Below are 16,456 nucleotides of genomic sequence, written 5' to 3' on the forward strand. Positions count from 1 at the left end.
GCAAACGGGGCGTGAAGAAACGAGTGTTCGGAGTGCGGAATAAAAAGAGCAAACGGATGATAACTAAAGGTTGGGGGATCGCGCTTGCGGTTTTTCTGGCTGCAACGGCAGGAGTGGGTTGGATGGTAACCGAGTTTTTGTCCGGAAAGGACAGCGGTCTGTTTTATTTGGTGAAGGAAGGGCAGGCCCGGGCGGTCGTCGTTCAGCCTGTCGACGGTTATGTGCAGGAGGCGCTTAAGGAATTTCAATCCGCTGTGCTTCGGGCGACAGGGATATCCTTGCCGATTGTCGGCGAGGAGGAGCTCCGGAATGTGCCCGAAGAGGTTGTACGCGTACAGATCGGTCCCGGGCCGCTAACGGATAAAACCGGCAGGGAAGCGGAGATAACGGACCTGGAGACGTATCGGGTTATGGCGGAAGGGAATCGTTTATTGTTTACGGGCGGTTCCAATCATGCGATTTTGTGGGCGGTCACTTATTATCTCGACCGGTACATGGGCGTCCGTTGGCTGTGGCCGGGCGAAACGGGTACATATGTGCCCCGCGCAGCCACCATTGCAATCCCGGAGCTCGATATAACTGCCCGTCCGAGTCTGGAAATGCGCGAGCTGCGCGTCCGCAAGTCGGCCCCCGCGGAAGGCCGGCTTTGGCTCCGCATTCACGGGATGGGGAGCCGGACGACGTACAAGTTCGGCCATTCGTTTACGGAATGGTGGGACAAATACGGGAAGACGCATCCCGACTATTTCGCCGTTCCGCCCGAAGGGCAGCAGCAGGTCCGGCCTGACCGGATCAAGCTCGATATTTCCAACGAAGCGGTCGACGAAGCGATTATCCGGGAATGGATCGAAGCCGGCAAGCCAGCCAACTGGAATGTAGGGCCGAACGACGGAAGCGGCTTCTGCGTCAGCAAAGGCTGTCTGGCTATGGACGAACCGGCCGGCCAGCCGATCATGTCCATATGGAGAGCGGAAGGCAAACTGACGGCGCGTTACGTCAAGTTTTGGAACCGGCTGCTTGACAAAATGCGGAAGATCCGTCCCGACGTCACGTTGTCGACATACGCTTACAGCTCCTACAAAGAGCCCCCTCCTCCCGGCATCGCGCTTAAGGACGGCGTCATTTTGCAAATCGTCGGCTTCTACAACGACTTCGCACAATGGCAAGGCTGGTACGACGCGGGGGCGAAGCTGTTTTTGCGGCCCAATTGGTGGCATTCCGGGGCGATCGCTCCGAACTTGCCGCTGCGCGCGCAGGGCGAGTTTTTCAAATTTGCACAGCAAAACGGCATGATGGGATTCGATTTCGATACGTTGTTCGGCTATTGGGCTACGCAGGGTCCGAACTATTACTTGATCGCGCGTCTTTCGGCGCGTCCGGATTTGTCTGTGGAGGACGTGCTTGCAGAATATACGTCTGCCTTCGGCAAAGCGGCGCCGGCCATTCGCGACTACCTCGATTATTGGGAAAGGTTCGCCGAAGAAACGGGCTACAACATTCAGCTGTATCCGAACGGCCGTTACGAAGAACTTGCTTCCCGCTACGATCTGCCTCGCTCGACGCTGAACGGAGGCTGGTATATTTTGCCCTACCTGATGACGGACGAGGTGATCGGAGAAGCGGAATCGATCCTGGATCGGGCCGAACGGCTCTTGGGCAGCGACGAGGAGGAGGTTCGTGTACGTATCGAATTTTTGCGCGACGGGCTCCGTCATATCGTACTGACCCGGGAAGTGGTGAGGCTCGGCTATGAGAAAAGCAGGCCGCCCGGTACGACAAAGGAAGCGTATATAAGTCTGCGTGAACAGCTGGATGCGTTCCGGAAAGAGCTGTCCGCCCGTCATGTCATCTGGATCGGCACTTTAAACGAGATGGAGGAACTGCGAGGGATTCCGACCCATGAAAGCCGCACGACTGGCTGGGAAGCGGGCGGGGAGAAGGAATTGGGCGGCAAAGCGATGGACGAACAAGTGCTTGGCATGTAACGCACACACTCTGATTGCTAGTCGGCTCCAGATAAAAAAGAGATTGCAAGCCGGATTGCCCGGATGCAGTCTCTTTTTTGTTGCGCCAGGCAACATATGCAGCTTTTTCCCGGTCGATAACGTGACCTGTCGTCACTTACGGAGCATGGGACGCTAAGCTTTCAACGGCTTTACCGTATCCCCTTCGAAAAACGTCCCCTGCAGCATGATGTGTTCATACGGCAAATTTGGATTGGCCAAACGCCACAGCATTCGTTCCGCCCCGCGTACGCCGGTTTCCCGGATGGCCAGAGAGGGCCGCGAAAGCTGGGGCAAAAATTCGTCGCGCTCGTGCTGCAAGCTGATCAGGGAGTAATCCTCAGGAATCCGTTTGCCGAGCGTGCTGCACGCATGGTAAATCCAGGCGAGGTTGTTATGTACCCCGTTCAGGATCGCTGTGGCGCGAAGCGAGACCAGACAGTCCTGCACGCTGGCGACCCAAGCCTCTTTCTCGGAGATAGCCTTTGTAATATGAAGCTCCGGATTCGCGTCCAGTCCTGCCTCCTGCATCGAGTCCACGAAAGACTGCCAGCGCAGCCGGAACCCCCGTTGATTGTGGATATTGCCTATATACAAAATGCTGCGGTGCCCGTTCGCGATCAGATGACGCACCGATAGGCGGACGGCGGTGCCGACATCCCAGATGACGCTGTCCACTTCGGCCGCAGGCGGCGGGAAGTTAAACAGAATGCGTGGAAGGGGCAGCTTCAGGAGCAGCTCCTCCTTGATCGGATCGGTCATCGGAGGAATGAAGATGCCGTCGGAGTACATCAGACTGTTCTGGTCCGCCCAATTGTCGAACGATTCACCCTTGTCGAAGGAGGAGGGGATCATCAACATGTCGATCGTGTGGCCGTATTCGGCCAGCTTGTCCTGCAGCCCTTCCAGCAAGATTTGATTCAATCGCGAATAAACCGAGTTTCCCGTAAACATCAGCTTGAATCGGCGCTTGCGGTTTGGAAACAGCGGGATATGCTCGACGGCGAGACTGTGCTCCTGGTCTTTCGTCCGGTACCCGAGCCTTCTTGCGGCCGATAGCACTTCGTGGCGGGTTTCCTCGGACATGCCCGGCATTCCCCGCAGCGCCTTGGACACCGTATGGATGGACAGGCCGAGCTCTGAGGCGAGGGTTTGCAGCGTCACACTTTTTCTTCTGGGCATTGGCGCCTCCGGTTATTAAGGTGAAAGTTACAATTATCTTATTTTAGATGAAACAAAAATGCAACTAAATTTAAATTGAAAGTGGAAGTATACTGGAGTTGGTTGGAGCTGAAAGTTCACATCCAAATAAAGGAGATACGCATTTATGACCAAGTTTCATACTATAAGCTATTACAAACCGGCAGCGGTATCCGGCAACCCGCAAAACGTCCGGGCGGACGTATGCATCTACGGAGCGTCCTCCGCCGGAGTGGCGGCGGCGGTTCAAGCGTCCCGCATGGGCCTGAAGGCCGTTATCGTAGAATTCGGCTCGCACATCGGCGGCTTGACGACCGGCGGATTGGGAGCTACGGATATCGGCAACAAAGCGGCGATCGGCGGCATTTCACGCGAGTTTTACCGGGCAGTAGGCGATTATTACGGGTCGGACGAAAACGGCGGCACCCACTGGTTGTTCGAACCGGGCTTAGCGTCCCGCATCTATAAGGAGTGGCTGGAAAACGAGCAAATCGACGTTTATACCGAGCGGCATCTGCAGCGTGTCGAGAAAACCGGCGGGCGCATCACCCGGATCGTGATGGAGAATGGAGATACGTTCGAGGCCGGGATGTTCATCGACGCTACCTACGAAGGCGATCTGATGGCGATGGCGGGCGTATCGTATCATGTAGGCAGGGAGTCGAACTCCGTGTACAAGGAGACGCTGAACGGAATTCATTTCGGCCATCCGAACCATAACTTCAAAACCTGGGTCGATCCGTATGTCGTGCCGGGCAAACCGGACAGCGGACTGCTGAACGGAGTAACCGACACCGCCCCTGGGGCACAGGGCCAAGGCGACAGTTCCGTTCAGGCGTACAATTTCAGAATATGCCTGACGGACGATCCGGCGAACCGGCTGCCGTTCCCTAAGCCGCCGGCTTATAATCCGGACGACTATACGCTGCTGGCGCGGTACATCGAGTCCGGGATCTGGGATGCGCTGAAGCTGCACAAACGGATGAGTCCAACACGCAAAACCGATTTGAACAATTTCGGCGCCGTTTCCACCGATTTCATCGGCCGCAACTATGAATGGCCGGACGGCGATTACGCGACCCGCGAGCGGCTGTTCCAGGAGCATTACAACTATAACTTGGGATTGCTTTACTTCTTGTGCAACGACGAGAGGGTGCCGCTTTCCGTCCGTCAGGAAGCGGGGACTTGGGGGCTTCCGGCCGACGAATACGTCCATAGCGGACACTGGACTCCGCAGCTGTATATACGGGAAGCCCGGCGGATGGTAGCGGGTGTCGTCATGACAGAGAAACATTGCCGCGGTTACGAGGTTGTCCCGGACTCCGTCGGACTTGCCGCTTATACGATGGATTCCCATAACTGCCGCAGACTGGTCATAGACGGGCGATGCATTAACGAAGGCAATGTGGAAACGGCCCTGTCGACGCCGTATCCGATCTCTTACCGGTCCATCGTTCCTTTGGGCGAACAATGCACCAATCTGCTCGTGCCGGTCTGCTTGTCCTCCTCGCATATTGCGTTCGGGTCGATCCGGATGGAACCGGTGTTTATGATTTTGGGACAGTCCGCCGCCACGGCCGCCGCCTTGGCGCTTGAAGCGCAGTGTGCGGTACAGGATGTCGATTACGGGAAGCTGAGCAGCCGGCTGCAGCAGGACGGACAAATCTTAAGCTGGAATTGACACCGAAAACCGTGCCGGCGGCCGAAACCGAGGAGAGGAGAAAGCGAATGGAATCGTCGATGATGAAGGTGGACCGTATTATTGAAATCGGTACCATTGTTGCCTTCCATTACCGGGAGCTTCCGAAGCAGTTTTCCTGCAAGCGGCAGACGTATCCGTATTGGGAGATGGTGTATGTCGATAAGGGCGAGTATGCGGCCGTTTCGGATCGGGGTACGGTGCGGCTTACGCAGGGGGACCTTTTCTTTTATCCTCCCGGCGAACGGCAGGAAGGGACGGCGAACGTGCAAACCCCGCCCAATTTATTAATCGTCGGTTTCGATTGCGCCTCGGATGCGATGTGCGATTTGCAGCAGGGACCGTTTCGTCTCGGAGACTCCGAACGGCGATTGCTGACCGATATCGTTCGGGAAGGCGCTCTCTCCCTTGATCCGGTCGTACCGTTTCGGCGGGAGGAGCGGGCCGCCCGGAACAGCCTCTCGTCGATCGGACGGGAGCAGGTCGTCAAAAATCAGCTGGAGATTTTGTGCATTCAGCTGCTGCGCCAAATAACGTCGCTGAAAGAATGCGGCAAGCTTTCTTCTTTGCGGAAGGAGCATCAGGAAACCGGCATCGCTCAAAACATTATCGATTTCATCGAACGATCGGACATTTCCGAGCTGTGTCTGGACCGGATCTGCCGCAAGTTTGCGCTAAGCCGGACCCATCTGGGCGACATATTCAAACGTTCGACCGGCTGCAGCGTCATGGAGTACGTCCGCAAACTGAAAATCGCCAAGGCGAAAGCGCTTATTCGTGAAGAAGCGTACAATTATACGGAAATCGCCGAGCTGCTTGGCTACGGCAGCATCCATTACTTTTCGAAGGACTTCAAAAAATGGACCGGAACGGCGCCGTCGGAATACGCCAAATCGGTAAAGGCGCGTATTTGAGACCGCGTTCGTACAGCCGGATGCCGCAAACTTGACACGAGGGACGCCGTTTTCGTATGATGGGGGTAACTTGATCGACTTCCATTGAACGGATGAGTACGAAGTGGCGTCTATCGCAGAGAGCCGGGGCAGGTGGGAGCCGGCATAGACAGCTTCCGAACATGGTCCGGGAGGAATCGCAGTCGAGCCGGACGTACGCTCTGCCGGTAAGATTGTGACGCATGCCAGCGTTACGGGCAAGGTCCGGAAGAGGACCTGACTTAAGCCCCGCGTAAGAAGGCCAGCGGGGGAATTTGGGTGGTACCGCGTGAGCATCGGCTCTCGTCCCATGTGGACGGGAGTCTTTTTGTTGTAAATCCATAATTCCACGGAGGATGTTAACCCATGAGCAGAAAAACGTATTATTTAACGACGCCGATTTATTACCCGAGCGACAAGCTGCATATCGGACACGCCTATACGACGGTGGCCGGGGACGCGATGGCCCGCTACAAAAGGCTGCGGGGCTACGATGTGGTGTACTTGACGGGAACGGACGAGCACGGGCAAAAGATCGAACGCAAAGCCGAGGAGAAAGGGGTGTCCCCGCTAACGTTCGTCGACGGGATCGTCACGGGCATCAAGACGCTGTGGAACAAGCTGGACATCTCCTACGACGATTTCATCCGCACGACGGAGGACCGCCATAAGACGGTCGTCCAGAAGATTTTCCAGCAGCTGCTCGACCAGGGGGACATTTACCTCGGCGAATACGAAGGCTGGTATTGTACGCCGTGCGAGTCGTACGTGCTGGAGCGCCAACTGGTCGACGGCAACTGCCCGGACTGCGGACGCCCGGTCGAGAAGGTGAAGGAGCAAAACTACTTCTTGCGGTTAAGCAAATACGCGGACCGGCTCCTGGCCTATTATGAAGAGCATCCGGAATTTATCCAGCCGGAGACGCGCCGCAACGAAATGATCAATTTCGTGAAGATGGGGCTTGAAGATTTGGCCGTCTCGCGGAATACGTTCAAGTGGGGCATTCAAGTTCCGGGAACGCCGGAGCATGTCATCTACGTATGGATCGATGCGCTTTCCAACTATATTACCGCTCTTGGCTATAAATCGGATAACGGGAAATTCGAACGTTTCTGGCCGGCCGACGTGCATCTCGTAGGCAAAGATATCGTCCGTTTCCATACGATTTATTGGCCGATTATGCTGATGGCGCTTGATCTGCCGCTTCCGAAGCAAGTGTTTGCTCACGGCTGGTTTTTGACGAAAGAAGGCAAGATGTCCAAATCCAAAGGGAATGTCATCGATCCGGTCGTACTGATCGAGCGATACGGCCTCGATTCGCTGCGTTACTTCCTGCTTCGCGACGTGCCGTTCGGCCAGGACGGCGTATTCACTCCGGAAGGCTTTGTAGAACGGATCAATTTCGATCTCGCGAACGATCTGGGCAATCTGCTGAATCGTACGGTCGTGATGATCGATAAATACTTCGATGGAGAGATTCAGCCGCTGCTTGCGGATGCGACCGAGTTCGACGCGTCCCTGCAGGAGACAGTACGCCAGTCGGTGACGAAGACCGAGGAAGCGATGGAGAAGCTCGAGTTCTCGATCGCGCTCACAGCGATCTGGCAGCTGATCGGACGCACGAACAAATATATCGACGAGACGCAGCCGTGGGCGCTGGTCAAAGATGAAGCGGCCCGGCCGAAGCTGGGCTCGGTGCTTTACCATCTGGCGGAATCGCTGCGGATCGTCTCGGTGCTGCTGCAGCCGTTCATGACCCGCACTCCGCTCAAAATATGGGAGCAGCTCGGCATTGCCGGTGACGGCCAGTTGACCGGGTGGGACAGCGTCCATACGTTCGGGCTGTTGCCTGCCGGCACGAAGGTAAATAAAGGCGATACGTTGTTCCCGAGACTGGAAGTCGCACCGGAAATCGCTTATTTGATCGAATCGATGGGCGGAACGGTTCCGACCGCGGACGAGGCAAAAGCCGGTTCCGCCGAGAGCGCGAAGTCGAAACCGGAAGCAGCGGCAGCTCCAACGTCAGCGCCTGCGCCGTCCGAAGCGGAAGAGATCGGCATCGACGACTTCCTTAAAGTGGAGCTGCGCGTAGCGCAAGTGCTCAGCGCTGAGCCGGTCAAGGGCGCCGACAAGCTGCTCAAGCTGCAGCTGGACCTCGGCTACGAGAAACGCCAGGTCGTATCAGGGATTGCCAAACATTACACGCCCGACGCCCTGATCGGACGTAAGGTCATCGTCGTAGCGAACCTGAAGCCGGTTAAGCTGCGGGGCGAGCTGTCCCAAGGGATGATCCTCGCCGCCTCCGAAGGCGACAAGCTGACACTTGCCACCGTAGCGGAAGATATTCCGGTCGGAGCTTTGGTGAAATAACTCCATACGATGGAAAGCGAACGCCTCCGCGCCCTTTGACAAGGGAACGGAGGCGTTTTGTATGGATACGAAGCACAAGTGATGCTTAATCGGTAAAATTACGGTTGACACAGTCCGGGTCGGGAGCCTATAATCCTATTTGTAAATAGAAACATTTACGATTTACACCCAATCCATTTTTCCTGCAAGCGGAAGGAGCATGTATCGTATGAAAGTCCCTAAACGTATCCTCACAGCTCTAATAAGTATGCTTTTTGTGGCAGCCGTCATGACAGGCTGCGGCACATCGAATGTAACTTTATCCGAGGATAAAGTCAATGTAGTGACAACTTTTTATACGCTGTATGATTTTGCCGGCCGGATCGGCGGCGATAAGGTGAACGTGATTAACCTCGTGCCGGCTGGGGTCGAACCTCACGACTGGTCGCCGAAGAGCCGCGATTTGAACCATATGAGCAAGTCGCAGCTGTTTATTTATAACGGCGCCGGTTTTGAAGGATGGGTCGGCGATTTTCTCGGCAGTCTGAAGAAAGATTCCGGCCTGACCGTCATCGAGGCGAGCAAAGGAATCGAGCTGCTGCACGCCGGGCATGAAGACGATCATGGTCACGATGAAGGCAAGTCTAACGAAAAGGACGATCACGGTCATGAACACGATTCGGACGTCGATCCTCACGTATGGGTCAGCCCGAAGTCGGCGCTGAAGATGGCCGAGAACATTAAGGACGGCATCGTGCAGGCCGATCCGGCCAACAAAGCTTATTACGAATCCAACTACGAGACGCTGAAAAAGCAATTGACCGAACTGGATGACAAATTCTCACGCACGCTCTCCAAGACGGCGAAAAAGGAGATTGTCGTCTCTCACCAGGCTTTCGGGTATTTGGCCCGCGATTACGGGCTGACGCTGAAGCCGATCATGGGCCTCTCGCCCGGCGCGGAGCCTACGGCGCAAGATTTGAAGGAAATTAACAAGTTCGTCCGGGATCATCAGGTGAAGTACATTTTCTTCGAGGAGCTCGTATCCGATAAGCTGGCGAAGACGCTGGCCAAGGACGCGGGAATCGAGACGCTGGTGCTGAATCCGCTGGAGGGGCTTACCCAAGAGCAGGTTAATGCCGGTGAACATTATGTGTCGGTGATGGAGAACAATTTGCAAAATTTATTGAAAGCATTACAATGAGAGTAAACGGCCAGTTCGCGAATGGGGAGCCATACATGCAGCAATCGACCCGACCGGCGGGAGAACGTTGTCACCTGCCGGTCGTTTCTATGGAGAACGTCTCGTTCCAATACGAGCAGCGCAATGTAATCGAAGGGCTGAATTTTCAAATTTTGCAGCGAGATTTCGTCGGCCTCATCGGCTCGAACGGAGCCGGCAAAACGACGCTGCTGCGGATGATCGTCGGGCTCCTGAAGCCGGACCAGGGCGAGGTGCGCCTGTTCGGAACGCCGCTCGGTCAATTCCGCGACTGGGAGCGGATCGGCTATGTGCCGCAGAAAAATGCGTTTAATCCGCTGTTCCCCGCTACCGTAAGAGAGGTCGTGCTGTCCGGGCTGTACGGCCGCAAGAAGCTGTTCAAGCGGATGAGCCGCGACGACTACAAGAAGTGCGAAGACGCGATGCATGCGCTGCGCATCGAAGAGCTGGCCGACCGCCGCATCGGGCGTCTGTCCGGCGGACAGCAGCAGCGGGTTTTTCTGGCCCGGGCGCTCGTGAACAATCCGGAGCTGCTCATCCTGGACGAACCGACGGTGGGCATCGATTCGGAGTCGCAGGAAAATTTTTTTCATATGATCCGGCATATGCACCAGCGGCATAACATCACTTTTTTGATGGTATCTCACGATATCGAGATGATGCACGCTTACCTTGGGTATGAGCCGGCCCATACGAGCGGAAAGATCAAGTTTTTCGTCAAGCACACGCATGAGCTGGATAATTGTGCGGAAACGAATCTGGCCCACAGTCTCCGCGGCATTCGGCTGGCGGAAGAGTCGCTCGAAGCCGTGAATAGGGGAGAGTAACGCGTGGATATTTTTGCCGAATACTTTTTTCAACGGGCTTTGATCGGAGGCGTTCTGATCGGGCTGATGGCGCCTCTGCTCGGCGTTTTTCTCGTTCTAAGACGTCTGTCGATGATCGGGGATACGCTGGCTCACGTCTCGATTGCAGGTGTGGCGCTCGGGTTTCTGCTCGGGATATACCCGCTTGCCGTCGGACTCGTTTTTTCGATTCTTGCTTCTTTCGCCATCGAACGGCTGCGCAGAGCGTACAAAACGTATGCGGAGCTGTCCATCGCGATCATCATGTCGGGCGGGGTAGCGCTCGCGACTTTTCTGTTTACATTGGGCAAAGGCTTTAATATGGACGTAACGAGCTATTTGTTCGGAAGCATCTATACGCTCAGCTGGACCGATCTGTGGCTCGTGTTCGGCGTTACGCTTGTCGTGCTCGTCATGCTGTTCGTGTTCTTTAAAGAAATGTTTCTGATCATGTTCGATGAGGATGCGGCGGCCGTAAGCGGAATCCCGCTTCGCTTCCTGAATCTGCTGACCACGGTGCTGACGGCGCTCGTCATCGGAGTCGCGATCAAAATCGTCGGGGCGCTGCTCGTATCGGCTCTGCTGACGGTGCCGGTCGCTTGCAGTCTGGCCGTAGCCAAAAGTTTTCGTCATTCGGTCTGGATCGGCGTGCTTTATTCCGAAGTTGCGGTCGTAGGCGGCCTCGTCGCGGCCGGAGTATGGAACTGGGCGCCGGGAGCGACAGTTGTTCTAATGCTGATCACCCTGCTGATCGTCACCCTGCTTGCTCGGGGGCGCAGAGCGAGCGTATAGGCTTTGCCCCGGAAAGGAAGGTACCGCTTTGGATCAAGTAAATATTTGGATCGCGCTGTTCGCCGGCTTTGCTTCTTTTATTTCGCCGTGCTGCTTGCCCTTGTACCCTTCTTATTTGTCCTACATAACCGGTATTTCGGTGCAGCGACTGAAGGAGGAACGGTCGAAAAAAGAAATCCGGCTTGCCACAACGATGCATACGCTGTTTTTCATTCTAGGGTTTTCGATTATCTTTTATTCGCTAGGCTTCGGCGTCGGCTTGGTAGCCGATTGGTTTAACGAATACCGCAACCTGATCCGCCAATTGTCGGCCATCTTGATTTTCGTGATGGGACTGTTTCTGATCGGCGTGTTCCAGCCGCAGTGGCTGATGCGCGAGCGGAAGCTGCAGATCAATTCGAAGCCGGCCGGTTATTTGGGCTCGGTCGTGGTCGGGATGGGCTTCGCGGCCGGATGGTCGCCTTGCGTCGGACCGATTCTGTCTTCGATTTTGCTGCTGGCTGCAACGGAGCCGGGCACCTGGTTCCAGCTGACGACCGCTTATTCGGTCGGTTTCGCCGTTCCGTTTTTCATCCTCGCCTTTTTTATCGGCTCGACCAAGTGGATTGTCCGTTATTCCGGCATCCTGATGAAGGTGGGCGGCGGGTTGATGATCGTGATGGCGCTGCTGCTGTACTTCGACAAGATGATTCTGATTACGATCTGGCTGCAGGAGCGTACGCCCAGCTGGCTGATCTTCTAATCCCGGCGGTTGCCGGACGACCCAAAAAACCTCCATTGCCGCTAACGGTAATGGAGGTTTTCGTATGTTTGGAGCCGATTGTACGATTCGTTTATTCCACCCGCTTCGGACGATTAGCCAGAACAAACCGGTAGAACAGCCATAATGCCAATGCCGCAAAAGGAATAATGATCAGCAGCTTCACACCGTAAGCGTAAATCATCGAGCCGACGAACTGCGCCTGATCCCCGACAAACCCTCCGAGTGCAAAAAAAGCGAGCGTCCATACGAAGCCGATTGGGTAGGAGATGAGACTGTAACGCCAGAACGGCATCTTGTTCATCCCGACCAGATAAGGGACGACATGCCTGACGATCGGGAAGAAATAGCTGATCACCAGCGACATGCTGCCGTATTTGCTAATCAGTCTCTCGGAGACGCCGATATAATAATCCATCTTTTTTTTGCGGCGAAGCTTGCTTATTGCGGGAGTTCCTACGTATCGCCCGATTACGTATCCGAGCGACAGTCCCGAGATCACGCCCAGATAGGTCAGGATAAAGGCGGGGACCGTCTGGAGAATGCCGCTGGCTGCGACGGCCCCTCCGGTCATGACGATCACCTCGTCCGGAATCGGCATGCCGACGATCCCGAGCCAGAGGGCGAAGAATAAAGCGGCATAGCCGAAATGCTCGATCATGCCCATCAACGATTCGTAGTTCATCCCGCTCCGCCTTCCCCTTTACGGCATACATAGACGAATGCCGGCGGAATATTCAACGGCACGAAATCGATCCGTTCGATCACAAAGCGGCTCTCCAGCAACTTTTTCATTTGCAGCGAATATTGAAAGGCGATGAACAATCCGCCCGGCTTCAGCGTCTCGTAAGCCTGGTCGATAATCTCGTTCCTTAACGACTGCGGAAAGTTGGCGAACGGGAGACCGCTCAGAATGTAATCGAACTTCCGGCCGTCCCGGACCGCGTCGATCATATTCCGGGCTTCGGCGTAATAGGAAGCTTGCGACTCGTATTTTTGCTGAAGCGATTCCCGAAGAGAATCATCCTTTTCGAATACAAACAGTTCGGAGCTTTCGGGCATTTTTTTAAGAATATATTTCGTAATGGCCCCGGTCCCCGCACCCAGCTCGGCAATTTTCAAAGCCGGTCCGCCAGGTTCGGGGGAGAACATTTTTCGGGCGAGAAAAGAGGAGCTGGGCGCGATGCTGCCCACTTGCTGCGGAAATCGGATGAACTTGTTTATAAATACGAAGTGCTCGGCTATTGCTGAAAATAGTTTCATTTTCTCCACCCAAACGATTTATTTGAACTTACTCCGAGGACGCACCGAACGCTTTCCCTGGATTGCGGCTGCGGCTTCTGGCCCATGCCGGTACGAGGCCGATTACGAAATAAGTGATTTCGGCTACGGCAATTCCGCCTGCTATATCGAGCAGCACGTGCTGTTTGACGAATACGGTCGATAAGATGATCGACCAGGCCAACAGATGGATTGTCCATCGAAGTCCGGCATGCGGGAACGCTTGCTTGGACGACTTGATCATAAGATACGTGGTCAGCACATGAATGCTCGGGAAGCAGTTGTAAGGCGCGTCGTTATGGTAGACGAACTGGACGAGACTGTACAGGAAGCCATCCCCGAGCTGCGGCCGCGTAATGCCCGACTGATAAAAGTAAAAGAAAATATAGCTGATGATCAGGCCGAGACATAGCGCGAATAAAGTACGGTAATACGTCGCCCGGTTGCGGTAAAACAACGTTACCAAACATGCGGCGATAAAAGGATACCAGATCAAGTAGGGGATGACAAATATGGGCAGAAAGGGCAGCATCTCGTCAACCCGGGTCGACAAATCGTAGGTTTTCATCCCGGGACGATTCAAAATCCCGTAAAAAATATTCAAAATCGGTATTGCCAGCATCCATAGCAATGGATAATATTGCCGCAGCTTGCCTTGGCTCATGTCAGTATATAACCCCTTTCATCCGGGTACGTCGTATGCCAAAGCGCGAATCCGATTGCCGAGTTTCCGGCTTGGCCGATCGTAGGTAATATTAGTATTATATTCATGTTGAAGCTGGGCGCACCCTCCCAAAAGTGGCGATGTTCTGATCATAACAGAAAAGTCAAAAGATCAAAGTATCTAAATTCTAAAGTTTTTCTGAAGTTGCATCAATATTTTTTTTACAATTGACGTTATTTTGTATGTAAGGGCTTTACATAACCTTCACATCTGCTGTACACGAAGGACTGCTGAACCTAAACTGCATCGCGGTTAAGCCCATAGGCATATGTAACGATGATCGTCTGGAAGTCGGGTCCGGAATTGAATCCCCGAAATTGAATTCCAGAAATTGAGTTCTGTACAGCCCATTTGATTCCCGCTGTTGGCTCGCAAAAAAGGAGTATCGCACCGATTCCCGAAGATTAGATTACCCAACCCGGAAACGAGAACGGAGTACTCCTATGTGACATATTCGACAAGAGGAGCTGTTTTCCTTCGAGCCCACTACCTTAATTTGGAGGGGGGGGATACTTAGGGGTTATCTTTCTTGTCGTGAGAGCAAATGCCTCGAGCCGATCCATCCTCGTGGGTGGCCGTTGGACCCTCTGCCTGCTTCAAGGGGTGAAGCACCGCACCGAATACGAAGGAATACAAGCGGTTTGTACCCTTTACGAAAATCCGCTTGGAGGGTGAAATAGAAGCGGTTTGAAACTGCTAAAATCCGCGAAAAGTGCGCATCCTCCACCAGCGGGTCGAAATAAGGGGTACGTACAGGTTGCACGCAAAAGGAAACCGTCCAGACCATCACTGGACGGTTTCCTTAATAATGTCCCACCACACCTCATAAAACACATCTACACGATACTAAGTAAAATATTCGATCTTGGCCATTGGGAACCGGAGGAAGATCTGTTCAGTAATAAACTCCCGGAGCGCATTCGCCTGTTCGTCGGGGTATACGTATTTTCCTTGGCCCCAGCGCCCCCACTTGTATTTGCGCTTCGCTTCATCCATCTCCAGCTTCGTTTTCGGATACCGCTGCCCAATTACAGCTTTGGCCGTCTTCGTAAACCGGTGCTGGATCAGCTCGAACGTAAGATCCGCAGCGGCTTCCGCCGGCACCGTCTCGCCCAGCTTGCGAAGCAATTCGGCGTAGCCCTCCTCCCATCCGTCGTGCCAGATGATCGGAGCGATAATAAAGCCGAGCGGGTAGCCCGCCTTGGCAACCTTGCCGGCCGCTTCGATTCGTTCCGCAAACGTGGAGGTCGCCGGCTCGAAATTACGAATGACGTAATCTGCGTTCACGCTGAACCGGAAGCGGGTATGGCCGTTATGCTGCGCATCGAGCAGCGAATCGACGTGATGGAATTTGGTAACGAATCGAAGCCGTCCGAGCGGTTGTCTGCCCATAAATTCGATGACTTCCTTCAGGGAGCCGGTAATCGGCTCGAGGCCAACCGGATCGGACGTACAGGCCGCTTCAAAACGGGTAATGTCGGGAGCTCTCTCGGCGATATAACCGGAGGCTGCCTCCAGGATATCGTCCATATTGACATAGACGCGAATGTACGGCTTGGCGCCAAGCGTCGTCTGCAAGTAACAATAATGGCAGTGGCCCATACATCCGGTTGCGATCGGAAGCGCATATTCGGCGGACGGTTTCGAAGTATCGAACTTCAGCGTCTTGCGCACTCCGACGACAAGGGTGCGCTTGGCAATCTTGTACTTCTCCAGTTCAGTCTCCCCGGGAAACCCGGTTATCCGGTTATGCGAGCTCGTCATCCGGATCGGAAGCTGCTGCGATTCTGCCCATTCCATCAGACGCAGGCCTTTCGGATATTCCAGTGCGCCGGGTTCGAAATAGACGAGCTCCGGAACGAATTGCAGCGTATTTTTCCCTTTAGCTTGACGCTCTAGCGTCGTTGTCGCCACTTGTACATCGGCTCCTTTCCGTCAGCGCGTTCACCTAATATAGGTTCCCCGGATCGGGACCTTTTCAGCTTCGTTTGGAACCGACAGTTTTTGCCGTACCGAGGGGGCAAACTTGCTTTGTGTCCGCGTACGGTGTATCATTAGTTAGGTTTGGGAATAACGAGAGCAGGGAGGGGTCTTATGGCGGCGACACCAAGCATGGAGGACTATCTGGAGAAAATTTACAAGCTGATCGACGAGAAAGGCTATGCCAGAGTGTCTGATATCGCCGAAGGGCTAGAAGTGCATCCCTCGTCCGTGACGAAAATGATTCAGAAGCTGGACAAGGACAATTATTTGATCTATGAGCGTTACCGCGGCCTCGTTTTGACCTCCAAAGGCAAAAAGATGGGGAAACGGCTTGTTGAACGGCACCATCTGCTGGAGAGCTTCTTGAAGCTGATCGGCGTGCAGGAAGAAAACATTTATAAGGATGTCGAAGGAATCGAGCACCATTTGAGTTGGGATTCGATTACGTGCATCGAAGTGCTGGTCCAATTTTTCGAACGGCACCCGGAGCGCGTTACGGAATTAATGAACATCCGCGGCGAATTGGAATCGTAATGATCGATTGACCATAATAGACGCTTCGTAAGCCTTGCCGGAGGCTTACGGGGCGTTTTCGCTATTTTCAGGCTGCCTCCCGGCGTGCATACGTACAAACTGCCGTCGCATACGTATTAACGGATACAGATA

General features: G+C 54.4%; 14 protein-coding genes. 9 read left to right on the top strand and 5 right to left on the bottom strand.

Annotated elements, in window-relative coordinates:
- The first annotated feature begins 56 nt into the window (after positions 1-56).
- Positions 57-1,985 carry a DUF4838 domain-containing protein gene (locus tag PV433_RS29725; protein WP_332075620.1) on the top strand — a complete coding sequence of 643 codons (1,929 nt, stop codon included), beginning with the start codon at positions 57-59 and terminating at the stop codon, positions 1,983-1,985.
- Positions 1,986-2,138: 153 nt separating this feature from the next.
- On the opposite strand, the gene PV433_RS29730 is transcribed toward PV433_RS29725, so the two are convergent.
- The gene (locus PV433_RS29730; protein WP_332075621.1) at positions 2,139-3,185 is read right to left on the bottom strand and encodes a LacI family DNA-binding transcriptional regulator; all 1,047 of its coding nucleotides are present in this window, start codon (positions 3,183-3,185) and stop codon (positions 2,139-2,141) included.
- A 145-nt stretch (positions 3,186-3,330) separates the two neighbouring features.
- Between PV433_RS29730 and PV433_RS29735 the strand changes: the two genes are divergently transcribed.
- From PV433_RS29735 to PV433_RS29765, 7 genes are all read left to right on the top strand, one after another.
- A complete protein-coding gene (locus PV433_RS29735) occupies positions 3,331-4,884 on the top strand; it encodes an FAD-dependent oxidoreductase (RefSeq protein WP_332075622.1) in 1,554 nt (517 codons plus the stop codon).
- 47 nt (positions 4,885-4,931) lie between these two features.
- Positions 4,932-5,816, top strand: a complete 885-nt coding sequence (locus PV433_RS29740) for an AraC family transcriptional regulator (RefSeq protein WP_332075623.1) — start codon at positions 4,932-4,934, stop codon at positions 5,814-5,816.
- 384 nt (positions 5,817-6,200) lie between these two features.
- Positions 6,201-8,204 carry a methionine--tRNA ligase gene (gene metG / locus PV433_RS29745; protein WP_332075624.1) on the top strand — a complete coding sequence of 668 codons (2,004 nt, stop codon included), beginning with the start codon at positions 6,201-6,203 and terminating at the stop codon, positions 8,202-8,204.
- A 208-nt stretch (positions 8,205-8,412) separates the two neighbouring features.
- The gene (locus PV433_RS29750; RefSeq protein ID WP_332075625.1) at positions 8,413-9,387 is read left to right on the top strand and encodes a metal ABC transporter substrate-binding protein; all 975 of its coding nucleotides are present in this window, start codon (positions 8,413-8,415) and stop codon (positions 9,385-9,387) included.
- Positions 9,388-9,422: 35 nt separating this feature from the next.
- Positions 9,423-10,232, top strand: coding sequence for a metal ABC transporter ATP-binding protein (locus PV433_RS29755; RefSeq protein WP_332075626.1), 810 nt, complete (start codon positions 9,423-9,425; stop codon positions 10,230-10,232).
- Between the two features lie 3 nt (positions 10,233-10,235).
- Positions 10,236-11,042 (top strand): metal ABC transporter permease, encoded by an 807-nt coding sequence (locus PV433_RS29760; protein WP_190930069.1) that lies wholly within the window; start codon positions 10,236-10,238, stop codon positions 11,040-11,042.
- A gap of 28 nt (positions 11,043-11,070) precedes the next feature.
- Entirely contained in the window at positions 11,071-11,784 is a 714-nt protein-coding gene (locus tag PV433_RS29765) for a cytochrome c biogenesis CcdA family protein (RefSeq protein ID WP_332075627.1), read from the top strand.
- 91 nt (positions 11,785-11,875) lie between these two features.
- On the opposite strand, the gene PV433_RS29770 is transcribed toward PV433_RS29765, so the two are convergent.
- From PV433_RS29770 to splB, 4 genes are all read right to left on the bottom strand, one after another.
- A complete protein-coding gene (locus PV433_RS29770) occupies positions 11,876-12,487 on the bottom strand; it encodes a DedA family protein (RefSeq protein WP_332075628.1) in 612 nt (203 codons plus the stop codon).
- Complete coding sequence (locus PV433_RS29775; protein ID WP_332075629.1) at positions 12,484-13,065, bottom strand: class I SAM-dependent methyltransferase; 582 nt, start codon at positions 13,063-13,065, stop codon at positions 12,484-12,486. Before PV433_RS29775 ends, PV433_RS29770 begins: the two co-directional genes overlap by 4 nt.
- A 28-nt stretch (positions 13,066-13,093) precedes the next feature.
- Entirely contained in the window at positions 13,094-13,747 is a 654-nt protein-coding gene (locus PV433_RS29780) for a phosphatase PAP2 family protein (protein ID WP_332075630.1), read from the bottom strand.
- Positions 13,748-14,653: 906 nt separating this feature from the next.
- Entirely contained in the window at positions 14,654-15,721 is a 1,068-nt protein-coding gene (splB, locus tag PV433_RS29785) for a spore photoproduct lyase (RefSeq protein WP_332075631.1), read from the bottom strand.
- Between the two features lie 180 nt (positions 15,722-15,901).
- Between splB and mntR the strand changes: the two genes are divergently transcribed.
- On the top strand, positions 15,902-16,324 hold the full coding sequence (gene mntR / locus PV433_RS29790; protein ID WP_190930074.1) for a transcriptional regulator MntR: 423 nt from the start codon (positions 15,902-15,904) through the stop codon (positions 16,322-16,324).
- Positions 16,325-16,456: the final 132 nt, after the last annotated feature.

This window comes from Paenibacillus sp. GYB004, assembly GCF_036577605.1.
GTDB classification, from domain to species: Bacteria; Bacillota; Bacilli; order Paenibacillales; family NBRC-103111; genus Paenibacillus_AB; species Paenibacillus_AB oceani.

Coding starts and splice junctions, on each gene's coding strand:
- PV433_RS29725 (WP_332075620.1), top strand. CDS start 57: ATGATAACTAAAGGTTGGGGGATCGCGCTTGCGGTTTTTCTGGCTGCA.
- PV433_RS29730 (WP_332075621.1), bottom strand. CDS start 3,185: ATGCCCAGAAGAAAAAGTGTGACGCTGCAAACCCTCGCCTCAGAGCTC.
- PV433_RS29735 (WP_332075622.1), top strand. CDS start 3,331: ATGACCAAGTTTCATACTATAAGCTATTACAAACCGGCAGCGGTATCC.
- PV433_RS29740 (WP_332075623.1), top strand. CDS start 4,932: ATGGAATCGTCGATGATGAAGGTGGACCGTATTATTGAAATCGGTACC.
- metG (WP_332075624.1), top strand. CDS start 6,201: ATGAGCAGAAAAACGTATTATTTAACGACGCCGATTTATTACCCGAGC.
- PV433_RS29750 (WP_332075625.1), top strand. CDS start 8,413: ATGAAAGTCCCTAAACGTATCCTCACAGCTCTAATAAGTATGCTTTTT.
- PV433_RS29755 (WP_332075626.1), top strand. CDS start 9,423: ATGCAGCAATCGACCCGACCGGCGGGAGAACGTTGTCACCTGCCGGTC.
- PV433_RS29770 (WP_332075628.1), bottom strand. CDS start 12,487: ATGAACTACGAATCGTTGATGGGCATGATCGAGCATTTCGGCTATGCC.
- PV433_RS29775 (WP_332075629.1), bottom strand. CDS start 13,065: ATGAAACTATTTTCAGCAATAGCCGAGCACTTCGTATTTATAAACAAG.
- PV433_RS29780 (WP_332075630.1), bottom strand. CDS start 13,747: ATGAGCCAAGGCAAGCTGCGGCAATATTATCCATTGCTATGGATGCTG.
- mntR (WP_190930074.1), top strand. CDS start 15,902: ATGGCGGCGACACCAAGCATGGAGGACTATCTGGAGAAAATTTACAAG.